This window comes from Paenibacillus sp. Pae15 (assembly GCF_024519685.1).
GTDB classification, from domain to species: Bacteria; Bacillota; Bacilli; order Paenibacillales; family NBRC-103111; genus Paenibacillus_G; species Paenibacillus_G naphthalenovorans.
In genome coordinates this window covers 1-24,587 of sequence record NZ_JALJRM010000011.1, presented here as the reverse complement: position 1 = coordinate 24,587, position 24,587 = coordinate 1, and the positions used below count along the sequence as shown (strand labels likewise).

The following is a 24,587-nucleotide window of genomic DNA, read 5'->3' as shown; positions in this document are numbered from 1 at the left end:
CCTTTCATGTTTTTAAATTTATTATATCTCGAAAACGTGTGCAAAGAGAAGGAGACATCATGTACAGTTTAGAACAAAAACAATATTTCAGCGCAGAGCTGATGTCCTGGTATAAGCGGCATAAACGCGATCTTCCTTGGCGGCGCAGCCGTAATCCATATCATATCTGGGTATCGGAAATTATGCTGCAGCAGACTCGCGTTGACACGGTCATTCCTTATTTTGAACGCTTCATGGACAAGTTCCCGACGATAGAGGCGTTGGCGGAAGCGCCGGAAGAAGAGGTGCTCAAGGCGTGGGAAGGACTCGGATATTATTCGCGTGCCCGCAATCTCCAAACCGCTGTACGGGAAGTACAGGAGCGCTACGGGGGTACCGTGCCGGATACGAAGGAGGACGTATTCTCGCTGAAGGGCGTTGGACCTTATACGGCCGGAGCGATTCTCAGCATCGCCTACAATAAACCGGAGCCCGCGGTAGACGGCAATGTTATGCGTGTGCTGTCGCGCTATTTTCTCATTGAAGAGGACATCATGAAAGGCAGTACCCGCGTGCTTATGGAAAAGCTGGCAAAGGAACTGATTCCGGAAGGGGAGGCCGGGGATTTCAACCAAGCGCTCATGGAACTCGGCGCGCTGGTTTGCACGCCCAAATCACCGCACTGCCTGACCTGTCCGGTGATGGCGCACTGCGCGGGAAGAGCCGCCGGAATGGAGGACTCCCTCCCGATCAAAAAGAAGGCGAAGCCCCCGCGTCCGGAGAGCAGATACACAGCGCTGGTCGAGGGTACCGGTGAGCATACCGGCAAGGTACTGATCCGCCAGCGTCCGGCGGAAGGGCTGCTCGCCCGGATGTGGGAGCTGCCGCATACGCTTGCCACTGGCGCTGCCGGAGATCCGGCCGCTGCGCATGAGGCGTTGGCCTCGCATCTGGCCGCCGACGGACTGGGCATCGACTCGCTTCACCTGCTTATGCAGGCGGAGCACGTATTCAGCCATATCCGCTGGGATATGCAGGTATACGTATGCCGGCCCGAGCCTTCGCCGCTGCTTTCGGAGCTGCCTGAGCTGCTGCCGTCACATTATCGTTGGATCAGCCGCGAGGAGATGGAGCAGTATGCGTTTCCGAATGTATTCCTTCGTATTTTGAACACCTATTTTAAAGGTACGTTCCAGTTGAAAGAAAAAGAGCGGCGCAGCCTCCATTCAAGACAATCTGTTCTTTAATAAATCTGCTTCTTCAGTGATTCGGGCTCTTTGACCAGAATATACTTCTTGTCGATGGCGATGATTCCGTCCTCCTGCAAATCCTGAAGGACCTTGGTGACCGACTCGCGTACGGTACCTACCATATTGGCGAGCTGCTGATGCGTCAGCTTCATATTGATGAGCGTGCCGCCCGGCTTCGGCGTACCGTATTGTTCTGACAGCCGGCAAATCATTTTGACGGTGCGCGAACGGACATCGAGAAAGGTCAGATCGTAAATTTGCTCATTGGCTTTACGAAGTCGTTCCATCGTAACTTCAAGCAGACGCAGGCACAGTTTGGGACTTCGTTCCATGAATTGTTGAAAATCGGATCGCGTCAGCGTATACATGGAACAATCCTCCAGCGTTTCGACGCTGGCGGAGCGTCTCATCCCTTGCTGGATCAGCGCCATCTCTCCAAAGAAATCACCTTCCCGGAACAGGGAGAGGATAATTTCCTTGGCATTATCGATTCGGTAAACCTTGACAGCCCCGGTTTGTACGAGAAAAAATTCTTCGCCGGGATCGCCTTCAACAAACAGAACAGTATTTTTTTTAAATGTGCGTTCGGCAAATAACGGAGAGATCTCCTCCAGCTCAGCTGCAGATAAATCCTGAAACAACGGCACATTCTGCAGAAGAGAGATCAATCTATTCATTATCTCACTCTTTTCTCATACGGTTTTCCTGATTTCTCCACCATAGGCGGAATTGCCGGCCTAAATGATAGCACGATTAGCCTTGTGCGCCAACTCGTCCATGCTGCCCTGAAGCATCATGATGTATATATCGGAATAAAACGATTTCTGATTAAGGGAGGACTCATACCTTATGGATATTCACATCGTACTGTATTTTACGGCGGCATCCATACTTCTGACGCTGGCGCCGGGGCCGGACATTCTGTTTGTTGCCGCACAGAGCGTATCCAACGGCCGTAAGGCGGGGATTGCCACAGCATTGGGTTTATGTACCGGTGTGCTTGCCCATACCTTTGCCGCAGCAGCGGGCATTTCTGCCTTGCTTTATAACTCTGCGCTGCTTTTCCAGCTTGTCAAATATGCGGGAGCTGCCTATCTTTTATATTTGGCCTGGCAGGCTCTTAAGGAAGGAGCAGGTGAATTGTCGCTTGAACGGGTGCCGCGTCAAAGTGCGGGAGCGCTGTATCGCAGAGGCATTCTGATGAATATGCTCAATCCAAAGGTGTCGCTCTTTTTTCTGGCGCTGCTGCCTCAATTTGTGACGCCCGACGGGAGCCATCCGGCTCTGCAGATGATGGTATTGGGAGTTATTTTTATGGTCCAGGCCATCGTTGTTTTCAGTCTGGTGTCCTTGGGCGCAGGTTTTGTCGGCAGCAAGCTGCGTGCCCGAACCGGAACCATCCGATGGATCAACAGGGCCAAGGCCCTTTTGTATGCGGTGATTGGTTTGCGATTGATGTTTGCCCAAAAATGAAGACAGCGCAAAAAGACCGCTCGGAGAAAATACCGAGCGGTCTTTATTATGAAAGAACGTTACTTTACAGCAGCTTCGTAACGTTTGCCTACTTCAGCCCAGTTGACAACGTTCCAGAATGCTGCAATGTAGTCAGGGCGTTTGTTTTGGTACTTCAGGTAGTAAGCGTGCTCCCATACGTCCAGTCCGAGGATCGGCGTGTCGCCTTCCATGATCGGGCTGTCTTGGTTTGGCAGGCTGTATACTTTCAGCTTGCCGTCTTTGGATACGGCAAGGAAAGCCCAACCGGAGCCAAAACGGGTAGTGGCCGCTTTGGTAAAGTCTTCTTTGAATTTATCGAAACCGCCGAGCTCGTTGTTGATTGCGTCAGCCAGCTTGCCGCTTGGAGTGCCGCCGCCGTTAGGGCCGATCGTTTCCCAGAACAGGGAGTGGTTAGCGTGGCCGCCGCCGTTGTTGCGAACTGCGGTACGAATAGCTTCAGGTACGCTGTTCAGGTCGGCAATGAGCTCTTCAACGCTTTTGGACTGAAGGTCAGCATGCCCTTCCAATGCCGCGTTCAAGTTCGTTACGTATGTGTTGTGGTGACGATCGTGGTGAATCGTCATGGTCAGTTCGTCAATGTAAGGCTCGAGCGCGTTGTTTGGATAAGGAAGTGCCGGTAATTGGTGTGCCATCTTCAAATCTACCTCCTAGGATATATAAATTTCCAAGTTTTATTATACGCCTATTTTTTATATAAAATCAACATTTATGTATATTAAGTATTGATTACAGTCTCGTTACGGCCCTTGAGACTGCACGCCGCCCCGATGTTCGATTTCCGTAATGATTTGTCCGAGCATGGCCGTACCTTGCGCGTTCAGCCATGGGGATAAGTCGCTCATGGCCCTCTGATGGTAATGCAGTTCTTCAGAGGTCCACTCGGACGTCTTCCTGTCATTCAATTCATGAATCCGGCGTACTGGTCCGCCGGTCAGCCGCTCCGTCATCGTTCTCCTCCTTTCGGATACTCAGCGTTTTCCGGATTATCGTTTCACCTTGCGTCAGCTTTTATACATGAATCATCAGCTCGAATTCCGCAAATTTTTTCTCTTTTCTTTTCTTATGTTCGATGGTACACTAAATCCGAAAGATTGTTTATTAAATAAACAAAGTATATCCGGAGGTGCGCTTTATGAGTAAATTCATCCCCGTCAAAGAAGACCGCTTTACATTTGGTTTATGGACTGTCGGCAATCCGGGGCGCGACCCGTTCGGCCTGCCCGTACGCGATGGGTTTTCTCCTGTGGAAGCCGTACATATGCTTGCGGAGCTTGGAGTTTACGGCGTAAACTTCCACGATAACGATCTTGTTCCGATCGATGCGACGCCTGTTGAAAAGCAGCGGATTGTAAGCGGATTCAGATGTGCTTTGGAACAAACCGGTTTGAAGGTCCCGATGGTTACGGTCAGCCTGTTTACCGATCCGATCTTTAAAGACGGTGCTTTCACCTCTAACGATCCGCGCGTCCGCGCTTATGCGCTCCAAAAGACGATAGAGTCCATGGATTTGGGCGCCGAGCTTGGAGCGGAAGTGTTCGTACTGTGGGGCGGGCGTGAGGGCTCCGAGGTCGATGCAGGCAAGAATGCCGTCGAGGCTATGAAGCGTTACCGTGAAGCGTTGAACTACCTGTGTGAATACAACCTGTCGCAAAAGTACGGATATAAGTTTGCGCTTGAAGCCAAGCCGAACGAGCCGCGCGCCGACATTTATCTGCCGACGACGGGGGCTATGCTCGGCATGATTGCCACACTTGATTATCCGGACATGGTTGGCGTTAATCCGGAGGTGGCGCACGAGCGCATGGCCGGACTTAACTTCTATCATGCGGTAGCCCAGGCGTTGGAGGCCGGCAAGCTGTTCCACATTGACTTGAACGATCAGAAGATGAGCCGCTTCGACCAAGACCTGCGCTTCGGATCCGACGGTATTAAGGAAGCATTCTTTCTCGTGAAACTGCTGGAGGATTATCAATACACCGGAATGAAGCATTTTGACGCCCATGCACTGCGTACAGAAGACCGTCAAGGCGTCATTGAGTTCGCCAAGGGCTGCATGAGAACCTACTTGATTCTCAAGGAAAAAGTGGCGCAATTTAATGCGGACCAGGAGATTCAAGCGCTCATCGCAGAAATGAACGGCAAGAAGCTGGAGCTTCCGGACTTCGACTTCAAATTCTCGCCGGAAAGCCTCAAAGCTCTCCAGAGCTATCAGGTGGACCGTACAGCCATTGGCGCGGAAGGCATACCGTATGAGAGGCTGGACCAGCTCACTTGCGAAATTTTGTTTGGGGTAAGATAAGAAATGTCAATGACCGTTCTTTGCATAGGCAGAGGACGGTTTTGTTTTTTCATTTCGTTATGTCTATAAATCTCCTTAATCTTATGGAAGGAATAGAAAAAAAAGGAATAATGAGCCGGAAAGGCTTGTTATTCTTTTGAATACGAATCCTATGAACGGCATATCTATCGTAGTAAGAAATGAAAGTAAAAATATGTTAATCTTCTTGTTTATTTCCTTGAAACCGCTTAATATAAAGCGCTTTACCGAGAAAATGAAAATAAATGTGTCTTTTTATACAATTTTAGAAGGAATTTTGCGATATTTGTGGTATTCTGTATAAATAGCACACAAGGTGGGGGAGTTTAATATGCTTGTAAATTCCTATCAGGTTCGTACTTTTTATTTGTCTGATTACGTTTCGGTCACCGAGCTTTTCAAGAATGTATTGTCCGAACCCTGTTATCAGGAGACGATGGAAGCTTTCGCCCGGCAGTTGTCGTGGGATAGCGAACTCGTCCTGGTGGCCGAGGAAGAGGGCAAGATTGTCGGAGTAATCGTAGGAACGATCGACAATGACAATGGCTATTACTACCGGATCGCGGTAGAGCAGCAGCATCAGCGGCGTGGAATCGGTCAAGCGCTGATCGAGTCGCTCCGGCAAAGATTCCTGGGACGCAAGGTGCGCCGTATTATGGTAACGGTTGATGTGCATAACGAAATAGTGCTTCCGGTTTATGAAAAGGCCGGATACCAATCGACCGATTTTTCCCGGACGGCCCACCGGTTAAGCATTGTTAACGGGTAAATAACAAGCAGAATCAGGCTTTTATTAATACATGGGGCATAACGGGGAGCTGTTGCGGCTTTCGCAGTTATGCTTTTTTTGTATTCCCGATCGGGACCAGACTCTTGAAAGCTGTTCTGCATAAGTTTATGCTAAGATCAAAGATTAAGGGGACAAACAAGCAAAGCGCATGCCGGCCGGGTGCCGAAAATGCAGAAGGGTCAGGACCGGATGAACACTTTCTCATCGTATGTAATCAAAAGCTTCAAGCACGACGGGCACCTGCACCGGATGTGGCTGAAAAATTGGCTTGTGCCTGAAGGCCTGCTCCATGAAGATCATCGCAGAGAAGCGATGCTGGTGCTCATCAACAGTCAAACCAAAATTGTCGAGGCGGACGGAAAGGAATGGGTAAGCCGAATTCCAGGCGTGTCGTTTTTTATTCCGAAGCAGTGGTTTAATGTTGTGGCTTTGCTGGAAGACAACGGTATTCGTTATTACTGCAATGTCGCCTCTCCGCCTTATGTCAACGGCAGGGTGATCACCTATATTGATTATGATTTGGATGTCATACGGATGCCGGGCGGGGAGGTATACGTTGTCGATCAGGAGGAATACGAGCAGCACAAGCAGCTGTATCATTATTCCTCTGTTGTCGACGGCAAAGTGAAGCAGGGATTGAAGGCGCTGCTGGCGCGGGTGCAGGGAGCCGAACCGCCTTTTCGTGATGAGCACATCAAGTTTTACTATGAGCGATGGAGAGAACACGGAGCGGAGGGATAGGATACGGCTGTGTTCTCCCGATGAAACAGAACCTCAACCGGAGGAAAGCCTCAACTCCCCAAGGGTTGCACGAGTCTTATACGGATAGTTTAATAGAAGACGGGCGGTTCGAACCGTATATCATCATGGAAGGCCATCTGTTCGTCATGGGGGACAACCGGCATCGGTATGCCAGCAACGACAGCCGAAGCTTCGGAGCGGTCCCGCTATCGAAAGTGGAGGGGCGGGCAGAGATGATCGTATGGCCGCCAAAACAATGGAGGAGCCTGTAATGGTTAAAAATGAAGCTGTGGATTGGGCCCGGCTGAAGGAAGAACTGCGGGCGGATGCTCCCCGGCTTGGAATTGATAAAATCGGTTTTGCCTCAGCAGATCCGTTCGTTGAGTTGAAGGATATTCTCTTAAAGCATCGTGAAAAAGGATATGAATCGGGGTTCGAGGAGCCCGATATCGATAAACGGGTGGATCCGGCTTTAACGTTGAAAGCGCCGAGATCGATAATCTCCATCGCGGTGGCCTATCCGTCGAAGATGAAGAATCCGCCCAGGTCGGAACCGGGCGCCTACCGTGGCATATTGTCACGTTCCGCCTGGGGAACGGATTATCATCATGTGCTGCGAAACCGGCTTGAACGGCTTGAGCAGTGGATCCGGGAACGGGTGCCGGGAGCCCGGACGGTCAGCATGGTCGATACCGGGGCGCTGGTGGACCGTGCGGTGGCCAAACGGGCCGGCATTGGCTGGTTGGGTAAAAACTGTTCGGTCATCACGCCGGAATGGGGCTCTTGGGTGTATCTGGGCGAGCTGATCACGAATGTGCCGTTCCCGCCGGATACGCCTGTAACGGAGAGCTGCGGGGACTGCACGCTATGCATCGATGCCTGTCCGACGGGAGCTCTTGTCGGGCCGGGTCAGCTCAACGCGCAGCGCTGCGTTTCGTATCTTACGCAGACCAAGGGGCACATCGAAGATGATGAGTTGAAGCGCAAGATCGGAAACCGGCTGTACGGCTGTGATACTTGCCAAATCGTCTGTCCGAAGAACAAAGGAATGCATGCGGATCATCATCCGGAGCTTGAGCCTGACCCGGAACTGGTGAAGCCGCTGCTTAAGCCGCTGCTGTTCCTGTCGAACCGCGAATTCAAAGAGCGTTTCGGCTCAAGCGCGGCTGCATGGCGAGGACGTAAGCCGATCCAGCGCAACGCGATTCTGGCGCTCGGAAATTTCCGCGATAAGACGGCGGTCCCGGAATTGATCCATCTGCTGCGGACCGACGAGCGTCCTGAAATTCGCGGTGCGGCTGTGTGGGCGTTGGGCCGAATCGGCGGAGCGGAAGCCCGTGAGGCGCTGGAAGCGGCAGCCGGGAAGGAACAGGACGAAGCGGTGCGGCGCGAGCTCGCCAAAGCGATAAGCCAATATGCGGAGGGGCAGCAGGTGGAATGATATGACAAGTCGAATTAGATATGATGAAATGGAATCGCCCATCGGGCCGTTGACGTTGGGATGGAGCGATAAAGGCTTGTGTTCCATTGAATTCGGAACGTTTAAGGAGACGGAGACTAAGCTTAGAGCGTGGTCCCGGCTCCGCTATGGAACGGAAGAATGGGAGCGGGCTCCGAAGTCGCTGGCCGAAGCAGCGGGACAGCTTCGGGATTATTTTGCCGGAGCGCTGCACTCCTTTCATTTGCCTTTGGATCTGAAGGGAACCCCCTTTCAAGTGAAAGTCTGGGAGGCGCTTACGGAGATTCCGTTCGGGAGCACTCGTTCGTACAAGGATATCGCCGAACGGATCGGCTCGCCTAAAGCGGTTCGGGCGGTAGGAGGTGCCAATAATGGCAACCCGGTCCCGATTATCGTTCCCTGCCATCGAGTGATCGGCGCAAACGGAACCTTGGTCGGCTATGGCGGCGGGCTTGACAAAAAAACCTTTTTGCTTCAGCACGAAGGCTTTTCGATGGAAGGAGATCAGCCATGAGGTATGTGCATATTGATAATGTAGAGCCAGGGCAATATTTAGGACGTACGATTTTCTCGGCGAACGGATCGGTCCTGTTATCGGAAGGCGTACAGTTGACCGTTTACATGATTACGACGCTCAAGCGGATCGGTGTCACCATGATCTATATTAAGGATTTGCAGTTTGAAGACATCGAGATTCCCGAGCTTGTATCGGAGGAAACGAAACAGATTGTGATGAAGCAAATGGGAGAAACGTTCCATTCGATCCGGTCCGGTAAAGATTTTAACACCAAGCACGTCATTGGAAGTATCGATAATCTCCTGGAAGAGATCATGCAAAACAAGGAAGTGCTGGTGCAATTATCCGATATCCGTACGGAAGATAACGAGATGTACGTGCATGCCATTAATGTTTGTATGATGTCCACCTTGATCGGGATCAATCTGGGACTCTCCATGCCGCAATTGAGAGAGCTGGCCATTGGAGCGCTGATGCACGATATAGGCAAGCTGGACAAGATCACAGATGACGAAAGCCCCGATAGGAAAAGGCATCATACGTGGCGGGGCTTCGAGGTGCTGAAATCGAAGAGAGAGCTGAACCTGTTGATCGCCCATGTGGCATTTCAGCATCATGAAACGATGGACGGACAAGGTCTGCCGCGGCGTTTGACAGGCGATGAAATCCATTTGTATGCGAAAATCACCGCCGTAGCCAATACATATGACAACCTGCTGTCCGATTTGTCGGAAGGACGGAGAATGCTGCCGCATGAAGCTTGTGAACGCATGATGGTGCTGGCGGGGGACAAGCTGGACCGGGAGATTGTCATTCAATTTCTGCGCATCGTGTCGGTTTACCCTACCGGCTCTTCCGTCAGGTTATCGACCCGGGAAACGGGGGTAGTCGTAGGACAGCACCGCGGACTGCCGGGCCGTCCTATCGTACGTGTCGTCAAGGGCAGCGCGGATGACCTTGAGATCAAGGAAATCGATCTGGCTAAGCATACGACCATATTTATTGATGGTGTGCTGACCTAATGAAAAAGCTTTGCAAAACCATTTGTAACGGCAGTCTTGACATGCTATGATGATTAAATGACATCCATCGTTTGAGGTGAAGGTTCAACATGTGGGGATATATCATTACAGGAGTTATTGCGCTATTGGTTGGAGGGGTAGGCGGTTTCTTTATCGGCGTCTACTATTTGCGCAAGCAGCTCGAAAAAATGCAGAGCAACCCGGAAATGCTGCAGCGTATGGCCAAGCAGATGGGCTATAACTTGAACAAACAGCAAATGCAGAAAATGCAGCAGATGATGAAAAATCAAAAGTTTCGTCCGTGAGCCTGAAGCCTTCAAGGCGCAGGCTTTCTTCTTTGCACCATCGAAAATTTGAAAAGAAGGGGGAATGACGATGCCGGCGAAGGAATATAAGAACCGTCTGGTTGCCGAAAACCGCGAACAAATCGAAGAGCATATTCGCCAAATTTTGCGTTTAATTGGCGAGGATGTGGACAGGGAAGGGCTGCTGGATACCCCTGCGAGGGTAACGCGCATGTATGAAGAAATTTTTGCGGGCTATGAGGCCGACTTCAGGGAGATTTTGGGCGTGGCTTTCGATGAAAAGCACGAGGAGCTTGTCATCGTCAAGGATATCGTGTACTACAGCCAGTGCGAGCATCATATGGCGCCTTTTTTCGGCAAGATTCATATCGGGTATATTCCGAGCGGCAAGATTGCCGGACTCAGCAAATTTGCCCGGCTCGTGGAAGCGGTGACCCGCCGATTGCAGGTACAAGAGAGAATCACTTCGGAGATTGCGGATATTATAGAAGAGGTGCTGGAGCCGCACGGTTGTATGGTCGTCGTGGAAGGGGAGCACCTGTGCATGTGCGCCCGCGGTGTGAAGAAGCCGGGCAGCAAGACCGTGACCTCTGCCGTTCGGGGCTTGTTCCGCAATGACGCGGCTGCGCGGGCTGAGTTCCTTGCTCTGGTAAAGGAGTAATGACATAGGCCGTTTGCGATGGTTTGTCCAAACCGGATAACGCAGTTGAACAAAAGCACTGGGCGCATGGGATGAGCGCGCTGGTGCTTTTGTTCATGCCGCAAGGATAATTTCACATATACCGGTCAATAAGGAAGCCACCTCAGCATCCGGGCGGCGGAGAACCGCTCATTGACATGATCCCAGTTGATGGTATGCCACCAGGATTCGATATACTTCGACCGCTCATTCTTGTACTTGAGGTAGTAGGCGTGTTCCCAGACATCCAGCACAAGCAGAGGGATCACATCCCATTGGGATAAATTTTGATGCTTTTCCGCCTGTAAAATCTCCAGCCGATGGCTGCGCGGACTCCATACGAGAATAGCCCAGCCTCCACCCTCCACTTTATCCGCTGCTGCGCTAAACTGCTTTTTGAACGCTTCAAAGCTGCCGAACGATTTCCTGATCTCGGCAGCAATCGGTCCGGTAGCCGGTCCGCCGCCGCCGGGCTTCATGATATTCCAGAATATCGTATGAAGGTAATGCCCCGCACCGTTAAACGCGAGTTCGCGTTCCCAATGCTTCACCAGCGCAAAATCATTGCTTTCCCTCGCTTTGGCCAGCATCGTTTCCGCATAATTTAAACCATCCACATAGCTCTTATGATGTTTATCATGATGAAGCTTCATCGTTTCCGTATCGATATACGGCTCCAACGCATCATAAGCGTAGGGGAGCGCCGGCAGCACATGACCACCGATCGGCACCGGTTTCAGGGCCGGTGTCGTAGGTCTAATACCCGACGACCAGGTTCCTTCCTGTGTAGCGGTTAACTCTTCATCGCTGCTTAATCTGTGGATGTGGGCTTTTTCCTCCGTATCCGGCGATGGTGCTGGCGTTCCCTCTTTAACTGCGAATTCCCGAGGCCAGACATATTCGTCCATGAATGGTCCCGGGCTGGCGGCATGAAGCACGCCAATAAAGTACTCCGATTCGCGAATAATATGCATAACCACCGTCTGGATGACTGGGTTTGACCGGACAGGCTGGCTTTGTTTCATGAGGTTAAACAACTGGTTGACGAATTCGCGCGATTGGCGGATGGAGATGTAGAGCAGCTGTTGGATTTGTGCGGACAAATAGGGGCTGATCGGCGGATGGGAACGGACCACGGCTTCGATGAGCTGTCCGCTAACGGCCTCCGTTTGGGCAAATACGCCCTCCCATTGCTGCATCAGCAAAACGAATTGCGGTTCCAACGTCGGAACAAGCTCGCGGATAACGACCGTATGCTCCTTCTCCTGCATTTTCCAAAAACGGATTTCCTCCAACACCCTTAAAGGCATCAAAGCTCCGTACACATACAGCATGACAAAAACCTCCCCGTCGTTCTGTCCTTCCAACTCTGTGCCGGTTGTACGAGATCATTGTATTCGGGGAGGCCATTGCCTATGCTACCTTGAATGGCTAAATTTAACTGGAGCCGGAGGAGCGCTGGACAGCGTTCGCAGGAAGCCTGTCGTTATTTGAAGATAATCTTCTTTATGCGCCCGGTAAATGAGCTCATGCCCATCATTTTCGAGCAGCCACAGCTGGGAGCCGGAATCCGCTTTTTGCCGTTGGTAAATCTCTTGGGCTGTTTCGTAAGGGGCTTTCAGATCCTTCTTGCCGTGAATAAAGAAGATCGGGATATCATACTGTGTTTCCTTGACTTTCGAATACGGCATTTGGTTCATGCTGACACCATTGATCAATGGAAAAAACATATGAACCAAAGACTGGGAGACCTTAGGCAAATTGGCTTCTTGCTTCATGTTGTGATACAGCGTATCGGGCTCCAGTACAAATGTGCTGTCGAGAATCATGCCGTCGATGTCCCTGGTTTGAAGCGCTGCCTGCAGAGCGGTACCCGCGCCCATAGAGAAGCCCCATACATAGACGCGTTCGGCCCCGCGGTCTTTGGCGTACTTGACTGCACCGAGCAGCTCCTGCGATTCGCGCAGCCCTCCGGTCACGTTCCAATTGGGTTGAACATACCCATAATCAAACATCAATACATTATATCCCTGATGGTATACGGCTTTGGCCAGATCATAGATCGGCACCCAAATTTCTTCACGGTTGCCCCCGTAGCCGTGGGAGAAAACGACCGTTTGCTTGGATGGCGCGGCCCCGGAAGCTGGAATGTACCAGCCTGACAGCTCCGATAATTCGTTTAGGCTCGGAAAGCGCACGTCCTCGTAAGGAGCTCCGAAGGCAAGAGCGGGATTGGAGCGCAGCGGGTCGATGTGCGGCCGTGCAAGAGTCCAGGCAACGTAAGCGTGAAAGGCCATAGTCAAACTGAACAGCAAGAGCAGCACGGACATCAGTGCGATAAGCCATCCTTTGTGGCGTCGGGCAAACGAGGTTCGTTTGAGAGCGGTTTCAACGGTTGCCGGATTTAAAGGGACGGATGAGTAAGAGTTCGTTTCCATGATGGATCCCTCCCAACGTAAACTGAGTTTTCTGTAATTATACTATTCCAAAAGGAAAATTTGATTTCCAAAGAGGGAATAAAGAACCATACATTATTATGAAGCTTGGATCATTTTATTAATTTAATATTATAGGCAACTGCCGCATAGAGTCAATGAAAGTCGAAAAATGTAAACTACCTGTAATCTTCCTGTAATAATGAAGATGCTTAATGGAAGTGAAAAATGGGAATGACGATGATTTTCAGTTTAAAGATATGAAAATACATCGAAATAAGCTATAATATATTTCAACTGGTGAAACGGATTTTCGGAAGGTGGGAAGCTGATGGAAGACGGAAAATTAACCGTGCGCGCCGTTGAGCGTGCTTTGGATATCCTTCTTTGTTTTACGGAAGCCGAGGATTTGAGCTTAACCGAAATTGCAGGACGGGTAGGGCTGCACAAAAGTACGGTTCATCGGCTGCTCGCTTCTCTGGAAGGCAAGGGCTTCATCATCCGCAATCCCGGATCGGAGCGCTACCGGCTCGGTTTTCGCATATGGGAGCTATCGGCGAACCTGACGCACAGCGACGACCCCGCGTTGATTCTGCTGCCGGAGCTGGAGCGTCTGCGCGACCAAGTGGGAGAGACGGTCAGTCTGTATGTGCGCGACGGGATGGAGCGTGTCCGCGTTCAGGCGGTGCAGAGCAATCAAGCCATTCGCCGTGTGGCGCCGATCGGAGCAAGACTGCCGCTGTACGTCGGCGCGTCGAGCAAAATCCTTGTCGCCTTCGCGGACCCTGCGGAGCAGCAGGCTTTGCTGCACGATCCTGCCTGGCCAAAAACGGTGAGTACGGCTGCTTATATGGAGCAGCTGGAGGAAGTAAGGACGCTGGGCTATGCCACCAGCGTGGAGGAGCGCGAGCCCGGCGCTGCGGCTGTGGCGGCTCCGATCTTCGGCCGGGCACAGCGGCTGGTTGCCGCGCTCGCGGTTTCGGGTCCCTCCAACCGGCTGACGCTGGAGATGATGAAAGAGCATGCGCCGATTCTTATGGAAGCCGCCCGGCGCATGGGCAAAATGCTGAAGTAAATGAAGCAGCGCTTCTTTTCGACGCCTGTTCGCATGAAGAACCATGAAAAAAACCTCCGGGCCTCTGGAAAAATAGAGGCTTCGGAGGTTTTTGTATATTGAAGGATTTTCAATTAAGCCATGATTTGACGCAGAACTGTCTGCAAAATACCGCCGTTGCGGTAGTATTCTACGTCAACGTAGCTGTCCAGACGGGCGATCACTTCAAAGCTGAAGGTGGAGCCGTCTTCGCGGGTTACATTTACGGTTAATTTTTGACCCGGCTGTACATCGTTGTTCAGGCCGACAATATCGAACGTTTCGGTACCGGTGAGGCCAAGGGATTTCCAGCTTTGGCCATCGATGAATTGCAGCGGCAATACGCCCATGCCAACCAGGTTGGAACGGTGGATCCGCTCGAAGCTTTCGGCGATAACGGCTTTCACGCCGAGCAGGAACGTACCTTTGGCCGCCCAGTCGCGGGAGCTTCCCGTACCGTATTCTTTACCCGCAATGACAACAAGGTTCGTGCCTTGCTCTTGATACTTCATGGAAGCGTCATAGATGGACATGACCTCGCCTGTCGGCAGGTAAGTGGTTACGCCGCCCTCAGTACCCGGAGCCACTTGGTTGCGGATCCGGATGTTGGCGAATGTGCCGCGCATCATCACTTCGTGGTTACCGCGGCGGGAGCCGTACGAGTTAAAGTCTTCCTTCTTCACGCCATGCTCGATCAGGTATTTACCCGCCGGGCTGTCGACTTTGATGTTGCCTGCAGGCGAGATGTGGTCCGTTGTTACGGAGTCGCCCAGCAAGGCCAGCGTTTTGGCGCCGCGGATATCCGTAATGTCGGAGAGCTGATCGCCAACATTGGTAAAGAACGGCGGATTGGCAATGTAGGTGGATTTTTCATCCCACTCATACAGATCGCCTTCCGGAACCTGGATCGCATTGAAGCGAGGGTTGGAACGGAATACGTCGGCATATTTTGCACGGTACAATTCAGGGCTCATTGCGGACTGGATCGCTTCTTGAATCTCTTGAGCCGTTGGCCAGATGTCTTTCAGGTATACCGGTTCGTTCTTCTGATCGTAACCGATCGGATCGTTGGCCAGGTCAATATTCACCGTGCCCGCCAAAGCGTAAGCTACGACTAGCGGTGGAGAAGCCAGGTAGTTTGCTTTGACTTGCGCATGAACGCGGCCTTCAAAGTTCCGGTTACCGGAAAGCACGGCAGCAACCGTCATATCGTTGTCGGCAATCGCCGCGCTTACTTCGTCCGGAAGCGGTCCGGAGTTACCGATACAAGTAGCGCAGCCGTAGCCTGCCACGTGGAAGCCAAGCGATTCGAGCGGTTCGAGAAGCCCCGCTTTTTTCAGGTAGTCGGTTACAACCAGGGAACCTGGTGTCAAAGAGCTCTTGACATAACCCGGTTTGCGCAGACCGCGTGCTACAGCTTTCTTCGCAACAAGGCCGGCGCCCAGCATAACGCTTGGGTTGGACGTATTCGTACAGGAAGTAATCGCAGCAATGACCACTGCACCGGTGCCCATTTTGCTTGTCTCCCCGTTAGGATGCTTCACTTCCACCACTTCGGCGATTTTTTCTTCGGAGAGACCGTAGCCGCCTTTTTCAATCGGGGTGCGAATGATGCTGTTGAACGATTCTTTCATGTTCGTCAGCTCTACGCGGTCCTGCGGACGCTTCGGACCGGCCAAGCTTGGAACGACGGAACCAAGATCAAGCTCAATGGTGTCGCTGAATACCGGATCCGGCGTATCATCGGTACGGAACATGCCTTGCGCTTTATAGTAAGCTTCAACGAGCGCGATTTGTTCTTCGGAACGGCCTGTACCTCTCAGGTAGTTCAAGGACTCTGCGTCCACCGGGAAGAAGCCGATCGTTGCGCCGTATTCCGGTGCCATGTTGGCTACCGTTGCACGGTCTGCCAAGCTGATGTTGCTCAGACCGGGACCGTAGAATTCAACGAATTTGCCGACAACGCCTTTCTTGCGCAGCATTTGCGTAACGGTCAAAGCAAGGTCTGTTGCCGTAGCGCCTTCTGCCAGTGTACCTGTCAGCTTGAAGCCGATAACCTCAGGTGTAACAAAATAGAGCGGTTGGCCAAGCATTCCGGCTTCCGCCTCGATACCGCCGACGCCCCAGCCCACGATACCGAGACCGTTGATCATCGTCGTGTGGGAGTCGGTGCCTACAAGGGAATCCGGGTATACGAACGTTTCGCCGTCAACGGTTTTCGTAGCGGCTACCGATGCCAGATACTCCAGGTTGACCTGGTGGACGATCCCCGTATCCGGCGGAACGGCGCGGAAGTTGTCAAAAGCGGTTTGCGCCCAGCGCAGGAAGCGGTAGCGTTCCTCGTTGCGTTCAAACTCCACTCTCTCGTTATATTCACGCGCTTCCTTGGAGCCGAATGCGTCAACCATGACGGAGTGGTCGATAACAAGATCAACGGGCACGAGCGGATTGATGCGTTTCGGGTCTCCTCCGGCACGCTTCATGGTATCTCTCATGGCTGCGAGGTCAACGACAACCGGTACGCCAGTGAAGTCCTGCAGCACGATACGTGCAGGAATGAAAGGAATTTCTTTGTTGGCGTCGCGTTCGGAGGCCCAGTTAGCGATTTGTTTGACATGCTCTTGTGTAATGGCCTTTCCGTCGAATTGACGAACGGCTGCTTCAAGAAGAACTTTAATGGAAAAAGGGAGATTGGAAATCGTTCCGTTTCCTTGCTCTTCGAACGCCGGCAGGCTGTAGTAGCTATAGGATTTATTGCCTACGTTCAGCTGCTTGCGGACTGAAAATTGGTCTTTGATAGACATCGTCGCTAATTCCTCCTTATAAAACAATTATTCAGCCTTTTATTTTGTTTCACCTAGTAAAACTAGATTTCAAAATTAGCTCTAATTACAGTATACATGCTGCGGCCCCTTTTCGTAAAGGTTGATTTGAATCATTTTTGTACGGTTTTATGCATACGAATGGAATGAATGTTTGAAACGCCGAATAACTCCCGACAGGTTTTTTAAGGAAAGGGGCCAGATGCCATGACTTGGAAAACGATCCTGTACGACTATGTACATCATCGCAATCAAATGGACATCGATTATTCCGTAGATCCCATGCTGCCGATTGTAGAGGACGAAGCATACCTCCACGACCAGACCGCCCGACTTTCCCGCAGAGCGGCGACGGACAAGGATAGACATTTCATGCCGGTCAAAAGCGAAACCCGCCTTACGATATTACGCGCTGCAGAGCGGGAAGACCGGGTTATGGCCGATGTATTGCTGCGAAGAACCTCCGTAGGCCAGATTGGCCACTCTTCTTATGAAGAACAACGCCTGGAGCAGGAGCGCGTGACGCTGGTACCCGGAGCCGACGGCTGGATCATTGCTAAGATTGAAGCGCTCCAAACGGAAGCGGCGCTTCGTTTGAAGCCGGCTGTTGCCGGCGGCATTATGGAGGCGGAGGACGAATTCGCAGCGGTCGGTTTGATGCGGGCGCCGTCCGTGCCTTTCCTGAACCGGCAGCTTGTGCCGGAGCTGCAGCATTCCGCGGCGCGGGCGATATACAATCGAATGGAGGCCGCCCGTTACGCGGATCTCTGGTGGGATAAAGGGAACCCGGCTTACCTGACATTCGAAGTGAACTGCAGTAACTATGTGTCCCAATGTCTGTTTGCCGGAGGCGCTCCGATGAAGCATACGGGCCAGAGAGATACGGGATGGTGGTACAAAGGCCGTGTAGGCGGGCGGGAGCTGTGGAGCTTCAGTTGGGCTGTTGCCGAAAGCCTGCAGTTTTATTTGCTGACCAGCCGATCAGGTCTTCGCGCTCAGGAGGTTTCCAGCGCGGCCGAGCTTGAGCCTGGCGATGTCATCAGCTATGACTGGGACGGCGACGGCCGATTCCAGCACACGACAGTGGTTGCCGCCAAAGATTCCAACGGGATGCCGCTGGTTAACGCCAATACGGTCAGCAGCAAGCACCGTTATTGGAGCTACACGGATTCGCCGGCGTGGACTGAACGTACGCGTTACCGGCTTTTACATATTTCGGATTCTTTTTAAATGCATATGAGACGTGCCGTAGATTAGGTTTTGCTAATTTTACCGTGTCCATGCACCTTCGAGGCGTTGTTTTTCTATATTTATGATTCGCGGGCGGTGTCGGAATTTTCCGGGGTTTCGGTATCGGATGCGGGGAATGTGCCGCGTGTCCAGGCTTGCTTTTGCCTTGCCGCTTCCATTATGCTAAGGCTAATGAACAAGCCGGGAGGAGAAATTCTATGGGTTTTCAAACCGAATTTAATTCCGTTTGCAAATTTAAGTCCGAGCAGGAGCTGTTCGAGCTGCTGGAATACGGCCGCGGCAAAATGGTAAAGAAAGGCTTTCGCGTTTATCCCGCAGGACAGAAGGTGATTGCTTACACCCCGGACAATCAGGCGATTGCCATCGTGAAAATTCTCGCCTCCATCGCCGAAATCAATTTCCAGGGGGAAGAAGTGACGGAGGTCGAAATGGAGCTGGTCCGCAAGCTCACGGATGAAGAAGCGCGCATTCAAACCGCATTAGCCGACGAATTGTTTTTTGGAGCTGGAAAGTAGATCCTACAAACCGGAGTTTGGAGCACTCATTCCTTAATGGTATGGGTGCTTTGTTTTTAAGTTCGAATTTAGGACGGGCGGAATACACGATATGATATCGGAGGCCGGGAGGAAAGATGATGCGCTGTTTAAGCTGATTTAATCTGTGAGGGGAGAATCCGGTTTAACCGTGCTGTTCCAAGCTTCTTTTGAACTGTGAACGGTCCTGTTCAGGGGCGAAAAGCTCGCTTGAAATATTCGGTAAAATGATATACTTTGAGTAGGGAAGAAAGTGTCCAAGCCCTATTTGACAATGGAGAGGGGAACGTACGGATGAGTTTGCTAGAGGGTAAAAATATTGTGGTTATGGGTGTGGCTAATGACCGGAGTATCGCATGGGCGATTGCGCAGTCTTTGGCGAGCCAAGGCGCCAAATTGGTGTTTACGTATGAGAACGAACGGGTGGAGGAACGCGTGCGCAAACTGGTGAATACGATTCCGGATGCGGTCATGCTGCCTTGCAATGTGACCGTTGATGAAGATATCGAGAAGCTGGCGGGTTCCTTAAAGGAGCATTTCGGCGCGCTTCACGGTATCGTGCACAGCATTGCTTTTGCCCGGACCGAAGAGCTTGAAGGCTTGTTCGTGAATACGAGCCGGGACGGATTCGCTCTGGCGCACGACATCAGCGCGTATTCGCTGGTTGCTGTTGCACAAAAGCTGTATCCGCTCATGACCGAGGGCGGAAGCATTATGACGATGACCTACCTCGGGGCTGAACGCGCCATGAAAAACTACAATGTCATGGGGGTTGCCAAGGCTGCTCTGGAAGCCAGCGTGCGTTATTTGGCGAACGATCTGGGCCAATTCAACATTCGCGTGAACGCCATCTCCGCCGGTCCGATCCGGACGCTTGCCGCGAAAGGGATTAAGGATTTTAACTCCATCCTGAAAACCGTAGAGGAAAAAGCACCTCTTCGCCGGACGACGGAAACCGCCGAAGTTGGCGATACGGCTATGTTCCTGATGAGTAACTTGTCCCGGGGCATCACTGGCGAAGTAATTTATGTAGATAGCGGGTATCACATCGTTGGTGTGTAATACGAGATTTCCAAATAGTGGACCACCTGTTGTTTTATTGACAGGTGGTTTTTTTGTGCTTTATGGTATATGGTATTCTTGGGGAAAGTGTATAAAATTTATACTATAATATACCATTCATTTGTATCCGGCAAAACTTGCTTATTGCCTGATGCCGGCGTAGTGCCGGTGCTTCTCAGCTTCTTGTCAGCGGGGACATTATCGTTATTCATTCGCCGCCGAATCCGTGTAAAGGGGCTTTCTTCGGCGATATCGAACGCGAACATAAAGAGAAGATGAAGATTGCTGCGCTTGTGCTGAGCCAAGGGATAGAGAAACCGCCGAGCACCCCTCGTTCCCGGCCCTTGTTATTCCGCAGGTCCGGCAGATTGTTTCACCGGCGGACACCGGGGACAGGGGTGGCGGAAGCGGCCTTGAAGGCGTTTGTCAGAAGCGGGCCGCGAATGAAGCTTTATGTGCAGTTTGTGGTGCTTGTGATGTATGCAGTGGCGATCGTGCCCTCATGGTTGAAGTGGCTGCTTTGGGGCGTTGTAGCTTTTCTGCTGGCTTCATGGCTTAGGATTAGCGGGCAGGAGCTGCTGGATTCCCGTTCTCCGGCTGTTCCGGTGGGAGGCCGCGGATTTGTCCGACGGCATGAGCCGTGCGGTATTTACGCTGCTGCTCCCGGCAACCTTAGCCATGAGCGTTGCTCTCGCTTGCACTGCATGGCCTGAAAGGTTGTGGCTGGGTGTACCGCTGATGCTTTCGGCCGGGACAGGCCTGGCTTATGCCGTATCCCGGCTGATGATATTGGGAGTGCGGATCGGGACAAGCGGCCCGCCAAAAGCGAACCATGATTCTGTTCGCGACGGTTAAACCCGGCATATATAATACGATACTAAGTTAACGAACATAAAGGCATATCGGGAAGGAGAATGGTTATGATCGAGCTCATGGACGTGACCAAAAGCTATAACGGTACGGTAAAAGCGGTGGATAACCTGACGCTGACTGTCCGGGGCGGCGAAATCTTCGGTTTTCTCGGACCGAACGGCGCCGGGAAAACGACAACGATCAAAATGATCACCGGCATTATTCAGCCGGACAAAGGCACGATCCGGATCAACGGGAAGGACATATCCCAATCGCCGCTTGAAGCGAAGAAGCAGTTTGGCTACGTTCCGGATAGTCCGGATTTGTTTTTACGGCTCAAGGGGTTGGAATATTTGAATTTTATGGCCGACATGTACGATGTGCCGCGAGAGCTGAGAAAGGAACGTATAGAGGCGCTCGCCCGGCGTTTCGATATGCTGCATGCGTTATCTGACCCGATCCAAAGCTATTCTCACGGCATGCGGCAAAAAATCGTTATTATGGGTGTCCTTGTGCATGACCCGGCCGTATGGATTCTCGACGAGCCCCTGACCGGTCTTGACCCCAAATCATCGTACACGCTGAAGGAAATGATGCGGGAGCATACGGACAGCGGCAAAACGGTACTTTTCTCCACCCATGTGCTTGAGGTGGCTGAAAAGCTGTGTGACCGTGTGGCGATCATCAATAAGGGCGTGATCTTGTTCTGCGGAACATTTAAGGACATGCAGGAGCGCTTCCAATCGGATCAGTCCTTGGAAAGCCTGTTTTTGGAGCTGACGAATCATGAATAAAACGCTTCTGCTAACACGCATCCTGCTCAAGAACGGCGGAGGACAGCTAACGGGGGCAGGCAGGAAAAAACGCAGGCTTTCCGTACGGTTTCTTTTGCCGGTGCTTCTATTGGCCGCCTTCTTGCCTTTGATGTTCTCTTTGGTTTCGTTGGTCTCTTTTATGTACGACGGACTTGCGTCTTTTGGACTCGAAGGGATGATCCCGGGTCTTGGCCTGGCAGTCACATGTGTAGTCATCTTCATTTTCGGCGTTTTTTATGTCATCAACGTCTTTTACTTCTCTCAGGACGTCGAGCACTTGCTGCCGCTTCCATTGAAGCCTGCCCAGATCTTGACGGCCAAATTTATCGTAACGCTGCTTTATGAGTATTTGACGCAGCTGCTTCTGCTTTTGCCCGTGCTGCTGACCTTTGGGATCAAGAATGGCAGCGGAATCGTCTACTATATCTATTCGGGGCTTATCTTCCTGGCGCTCCCTATCATTCCGCTGGTGTTGTCTTCCCTTGTAGCCATGATCACCATGAGCTTTTCCAGTATCGCCCGCAACAAAGACCGTTTTAGGATGTTGGCGGGAATTGTGGCGGTTATTCTTTCTGTCGGGGGCAATATTTTATTTCAACGTACGATGAACAAATCGATGAATCCCGAACAGCTGCAAGACATGCTGCAGAACGGCCATAACGCCTTCATCGATTTGGCGGCCCGGGCATTTCCAAGCGCCAAGCTGGCGGCTGATGCACTGTTGAAGGAGACGTCATTGGCAGGGTTGGCGAATCTGACGCTTTTCTTAAGCCTTTCTTGTCTGTTCTTTATCGGATTTGTCTTTCTTGGACAGCGCCTGTATTTTAAAGGCGTGTTAGGCATTTCGGAATCGTCGGCGCGGCGGAAACGGCTTAGCGCATCCCGGTATGACAAGTTGACTGTGCAGCAGTCTGTACTAAAAGCTTACTTGATCAAAGAACTTCGTATTCTGTTTCGAACCCCGCCCTACTTCCTGAACTGTGTACTGATGTCTTTTTTGTGGCCGGTGTTTTTTCTTATTCCGGTTCTGACACAGCCGAATTTGATGGAAAGTTTAAGGACAGCGGAAAGCATAGTTAATCATGACGGTATGGCGGCTCTTATTCTTGCGGGCGGTGCCGGTATATTTCTCTTTGTCTCCGGAACGAACCCTACGGCCTCCACTTCGATCTCCAGAGAAGGCACCGGGTTCTTTGTAAATAAATATTTGCCGGTCGCGTATGGGAAAATGATTTCGGCGAAAATGCTCGCCGGATGGCTCCTGACGCTTTCAAGCGCATTTCTGCTTACGGCTTTAGCCTATCTTCTGCTTCAACTGCCGCTGCTGCTTGTGCTTTTGCTGCTTCTGGTGAGTATTCCGGCCACGCTGTTTTGCTGTTTGACCGGCGTTCTGATCGATCTTCTGATGCCGAAGCTGCATTGGGACAATGAACAAAAAGCGGTGAAGCAAAATTTAAACGGCATATATAATATGCTGATCGGCATTCTGGCAGCCGGCCTTATCTTTTTCGTTGTTTTTAAGCTGGAGCTCAGCTTGCTCTCTACCGCACTTGCTCTTCTGGTTTTATTTATTGGCGCGGATCTCTTGCTGTATCGCCTTCTGATGACCAAAGGGCGGAAGTGGTTTTTGAAGATAGAGGTTTAATCTGCCTCCAATCACTCTTTTGTTACATTCAGCAACGTTTTTGTGAATTTCGTAGCAAATTTTTCGTATATTATCTATACTGGAAATAATCAATCCGATTACAAACAATATCATCAGATTTTTTATTTATCGGTATAGAAAAGGAATGATTATGGATGCCAAATCAAAATCCCATATCCTCTGCTGTCGGAAGCAAGAGTTTTACCGCGGTTGCCATTAATACCGCATCGAAAGCCGGGGAATGGATTGTGAGTAAGCTTGGAGATTTCAATAATCTGCAGCTCAAATCCTCCATGCATGATCTGGTAACGGAAGTCGATAAAGGCGCGGAAAAGATGATCCGCAATTTGATTCAAACCCATTTTCCGCATCATGAAATTCTCGGTGAAGAGGGCGTAGAGCCCGGACCGGACGCATCCCGGAAAGCGCTGGAGCAAGTCAGCCATGCCGAATATTTATGGATTGTGGACCCGTTGGACGGTACAACCAATTTCGTTCACGGCTTTCCCTTTTTTTCGGTATCCATCGCTCTTGCGCATAAAGGCGAGGTCATCGTAGGCGTGGTATACAATCCTGTTCATAATGAACTATATGTTGCGGAAAAGGGCAAAGGGGCCTATCTGAAAGGAAAACGGATGCGGGTATCGTCCGAGCTGACGCTGGATCACAGCCTTATTGCGACCGGTTTATCGGCCGATCGTTCACATGCGATGCCTGTAAATATGCGGGGGATTCAAGCAATGGGTCCCAAGGTGCGGAATCTTCGCGTAGCCGGTTCGGCCGCCTTGCATATGGCTTATGTTGCCGCGGGGCGCTTAAGCGGTTTTTGGGAAATTGGACTGAACTCGTGGGATATGGCTGCGGGGGCTATTCTCATTACGGAATCCGGCGGCAGGGTAACGGATACGCTGGGAAATCCCTACAGCTTGAACGTTCGCCATGTGCTCGCGAGCAACGGACATATCCATGATGAAATGGTACGGGAGCTTGGAGCGGCAAACGCAACCGGTTTTTAAAAACGCGGGCTCGCGGGCTTATAGGTTGTTGTTTTTAGCGCAAACCTTTGGGTTTGTGCTTTTTATTTTCAGGGCTTGATTTTGGTTTCGATCCATGCTATATTATTTTTCCGGCCGATAAGGACGGGCAATGCAGAGGACAAGCTAAAGCGTTATGGTAAAAAAAATAAAAAAAGTTCTTGCATTGAAGTGTGTGAATGTGGTATATTATTAGAGTCGCTTTCGACGAGGTTGAAAAAACAGAGTCGAAAAACGGCGCATAAAATTGCCCTTTGAAAACTGAACAACGAGTGAGTGTAAAGATAGAGAATCGAAAGATTCTCGCCAGTAGTAGATGATGAGCTAATCAGCTTTTCTTTATTGGAGAGTTTGATCCTGGCTCAGGACGAACGCTGGCGGCGTGCCTAATACATGCAAGTCGAGCGCTAGGGGTTCTCCCTTAGGGGAGACCTCCTGGAGCGGCGGACGGGTGAGTAACACGTAGGCAAC

General features: G+C 51.4%; 25 protein-coding genes and 1 rRNA gene. 20 read left to right on the top strand and 6 right to left on the bottom strand.

Annotation, left to right across the window (positions count from 1 at the left end; all coding sequences use genetic code 11):
* The first annotated feature begins 59 nt into the window (after positions 1-59).
* A complete protein-coding gene (gene mutY, locus NR121_RS11340) occupies positions 60-1,226 on the top strand; it encodes an A/G-specific adenine glycosylase (RefSeq protein ID WP_062409953.1) in 1,167 nt (388 codons plus the stop codon).
* Here the strand turns inward: mutY and NR121_RS11335 are convergent.
* The gene (locus tag NR121_RS11335) at positions 1,223-1,906 is read right to left on the bottom strand and encodes a Crp/Fnr family transcriptional regulator (protein ID WP_062409951.1); all 684 of its coding nucleotides are present in this window, start codon (positions 1,904-1,906) and stop codon (positions 1,223-1,225) included. The genes mutY and NR121_RS11335 overlap by 4 nt on opposite strands.
* A 172-nt stretch (positions 1,907-2,078) precedes the next feature.
* Here NR121_RS11335 and NR121_RS11330 point away from each other — a divergent pair, with 172 nt between their 5' ends.
* On the top strand, positions 2,079-2,702 hold the full coding sequence (locus tag NR121_RS11330; protein ID WP_054819537.1) for a LysE family translocator: 624 nt from the start codon (positions 2,079-2,081) through the stop codon (positions 2,700-2,702).
* A gap of 59 nt (positions 2,703-2,761) precedes the next feature.
* On the opposite strand, the gene NR121_RS11325 is transcribed toward NR121_RS11330, so the two are convergent.
* Both NR121_RS11325 and NR121_RS11320 read right to left on the bottom strand, forming a co-directional pair.
* Positions 2,762-3,376, bottom strand: coding sequence for a superoxide dismutase (locus NR121_RS11325; RefSeq protein ID WP_074727645.1), 615 nt, complete (start codon positions 3,374-3,376; stop codon positions 2,762-2,764).
* Positions 3,377-3,481: 105 nt separating this feature from the next.
* Positions 3,482-3,691 (bottom strand): hypothetical protein, encoded by a 210-nt coding sequence (locus tag NR121_RS11320; protein ID WP_054819538.1) that lies wholly within the window; start codon positions 3,689-3,691, stop codon positions 3,482-3,484.
* Positions 3,692-3,876: 185 nt separating this feature from the next.
* Between NR121_RS11320 and xylA the strand changes: the two genes are divergently transcribed.
* From xylA to folE, 9 genes are all read left to right on the top strand, one after another.
* Positions 3,877-5,043: a xylose isomerase gene (gene xylA, locus NR121_RS11315; RefSeq protein ID WP_256831201.1), complete on the top strand. Its 1,167-nt coding sequence runs from the start codon at positions 3,877-3,879 to the stop codon at positions 5,041-5,043.
* A 349-nt stretch (positions 5,044-5,392) separates the two neighbouring features.
* Positions 5,393-5,830: a GNAT family N-acetyltransferase gene (locus NR121_RS11310; RefSeq protein ID WP_054819539.1), complete on the top strand. Its 438-nt coding sequence runs from the start codon at positions 5,393-5,395 to the stop codon at positions 5,828-5,830.
* Between the two features lie 189 nt (positions 5,831-6,019).
* Positions 6,020-6,592: a DUF402 domain-containing protein gene (locus NR121_RS11305; RefSeq protein WP_375162524.1), complete on the top strand. Its 573-nt coding sequence runs from the start codon at positions 6,020-6,022 to the stop codon at positions 6,590-6,592.
* A 20-nt stretch (positions 6,593-6,612) separates the two neighbouring features.
* Entirely contained in the window at positions 6,613-6,864 is a 252-nt protein-coding gene (locus NR121_RS11300) for a S26 family signal peptidase (RefSeq protein ID WP_235594170.1), read from the top strand.
* Positions 6,864-8,033, top strand: a complete 1,170-nt coding sequence (gene queG / locus NR121_RS11295) for a tRNA epoxyqueuosine(34) reductase QueG (RefSeq protein ID WP_249929657.1) — start codon at positions 6,864-6,866, stop codon at positions 8,031-8,033. Before NR121_RS11300 ends, queG begins: the two co-directional genes overlap by 1 nt.
* A gap of 1 nt (position 8,034) precedes the next feature.
* Complete coding sequence (locus NR121_RS11290; protein WP_074727641.1) at positions 8,035-8,565, top strand: methylated-DNA--[protein]-cysteine S-methyltransferase; 531 nt, start codon at positions 8,035-8,037, stop codon at positions 8,563-8,565.
* On the top strand, positions 8,562-9,590 hold the full coding sequence (locus tag NR121_RS11285; RefSeq protein WP_062409940.1) for an HD-GYP domain-containing protein: 1,029 nt from the start codon (positions 8,562-8,564) through the stop codon (positions 9,588-9,590). The genes NR121_RS11290 and NR121_RS11285 overlap by 4 nt, the downstream gene beginning before the upstream one ends.
* An 89-nt stretch (positions 9,591-9,679) precedes the next feature.
* Complete coding sequence (locus NR121_RS11280; RefSeq protein ID WP_062409939.1) at positions 9,680-9,895, top strand: YneF family protein; 216 nt, start codon at positions 9,680-9,682, stop codon at positions 9,893-9,895.
* A 70-nt stretch (positions 9,896-9,965) separates the two neighbouring features.
* Positions 9,966-10,556 carry a GTP cyclohydrolase I FolE gene (gene folE / locus NR121_RS11275; protein ID WP_137670970.1) on the top strand — a complete coding sequence of 197 codons (591 nt, stop codon included), beginning with the start codon at positions 9,966-9,968 and terminating at the stop codon, positions 10,554-10,556.
* Positions 10,557-10,681: 125 nt separating this feature from the next.
* On the opposite strand, the gene NR121_RS11270 is transcribed toward folE, so the two are convergent.
* Together NR121_RS11270 and NR121_RS11265 are read right to left on the bottom strand one after the other, a co-directional pair.
* Positions 10,682-11,908 (bottom strand): Fe-Mn family superoxide dismutase, encoded by a 1,227-nt coding sequence (locus NR121_RS11270; RefSeq protein ID WP_137670971.1) that lies wholly within the window; start codon positions 11,906-11,908, stop codon positions 10,682-10,684.
* Between the two features lie 84 nt (positions 11,909-11,992).
* The gene (locus tag NR121_RS11265) at positions 11,993-13,012 is read right to left on the bottom strand and encodes an alpha/beta hydrolase (protein ID WP_054819541.1); all 1,020 of its coding nucleotides are present in this window, start codon (positions 13,010-13,012) and stop codon (positions 11,993-11,995) included.
* Positions 13,013-13,340: 328 nt separating this feature from the next.
* Here NR121_RS11265 and NR121_RS11260 point away from each other — a divergent pair, with 328 nt between their 5' ends.
* Positions 13,341-14,084, top strand: coding sequence for an IclR family transcriptional regulator (locus tag NR121_RS11260; RefSeq protein ID WP_054819542.1), 744 nt, complete (start codon positions 13,341-13,343; stop codon positions 14,082-14,084).
* Between the two features lie 113 nt (positions 14,085-14,197).
* Here the strand turns inward: NR121_RS11260 and acnA are convergent, their stop codons facing one another.
* A complete protein-coding gene (gene acnA / locus NR121_RS11255; RefSeq protein WP_074727637.1) occupies positions 14,198-16,906 on the bottom strand; it encodes an aconitate hydratase AcnA in 2,709 nt (902 codons plus the stop codon).
* Between the two features lie 225 nt (positions 16,907-17,131).
* Here acnA and NR121_RS11250 point away from each other — a divergent pair, with 225 nt between their 5' ends.
* From NR121_RS11250 to NR121_RS11215, 8 genes are all read left to right on the top strand, one after another.
* A complete protein-coding gene (locus NR121_RS11250; RefSeq protein WP_054819543.1) occupies positions 17,132-18,154 on the top strand; it encodes an amidase domain-containing protein in 1,023 nt (340 codons plus the stop codon).
* Between the two features lie 218 nt (positions 18,155-18,372).
* Entirely contained in the window at positions 18,373-18,690 is a 318-nt protein-coding gene (locus tag NR121_RS11245; RefSeq protein WP_054819544.1) for a hypothetical protein, read from the top strand.
* A gap of 312 nt (positions 18,691-19,002) precedes the next feature.
* Entirely contained in the window at positions 19,003-19,770 is a 768-nt protein-coding gene (gene fabI / locus NR121_RS11240; RefSeq protein WP_054819545.1) for an enoyl-ACP reductase FabI, read from the top strand.
* Between the two features lie 197 nt (positions 19,771-19,967).
* Positions 19,968-20,483, top strand: a complete 516-nt coding sequence (locus NR121_RS11235; protein WP_309144123.1) for an ABC transporter permease — start codon at positions 19,968-19,970, stop codon at positions 20,481-20,483.
* 207 nt (positions 20,484-20,690) lie between these two features.
* The gene (locus NR121_RS11230) at positions 20,691-21,416 is read left to right on the top strand and encodes an ABC transporter ATP-binding protein (protein WP_062409934.1); all 726 of its coding nucleotides are present in this window, start codon (positions 20,691-20,693) and stop codon (positions 21,414-21,416) included.
* Complete coding sequence (locus tag NR121_RS11225) at positions 21,409-23,082, top strand: putative ABC transporter permease subunit (RefSeq protein WP_256831200.1); 1,674 nt, start codon at positions 21,409-21,411, stop codon at positions 23,080-23,082. The genes NR121_RS11230 and NR121_RS11225 overlap by 8 nt, the downstream gene beginning before the upstream one ends.
* A 155-nt stretch (positions 23,083-23,237) precedes the next feature.
* Positions 23,238-24,098, top strand: a complete 861-nt coding sequence (locus NR121_RS11220) for an inositol monophosphatase family protein (protein WP_062409932.1) — start codon at positions 23,238-23,240, stop codon at positions 24,096-24,098.
* Positions 24,099-24,455: 357 nt separating this feature from the next.
* A 16S ribosomal RNA gene (locus tag NR121_RS11215) occupies positions 24,456-24,587 on the top strand; the annotation flags it as partial.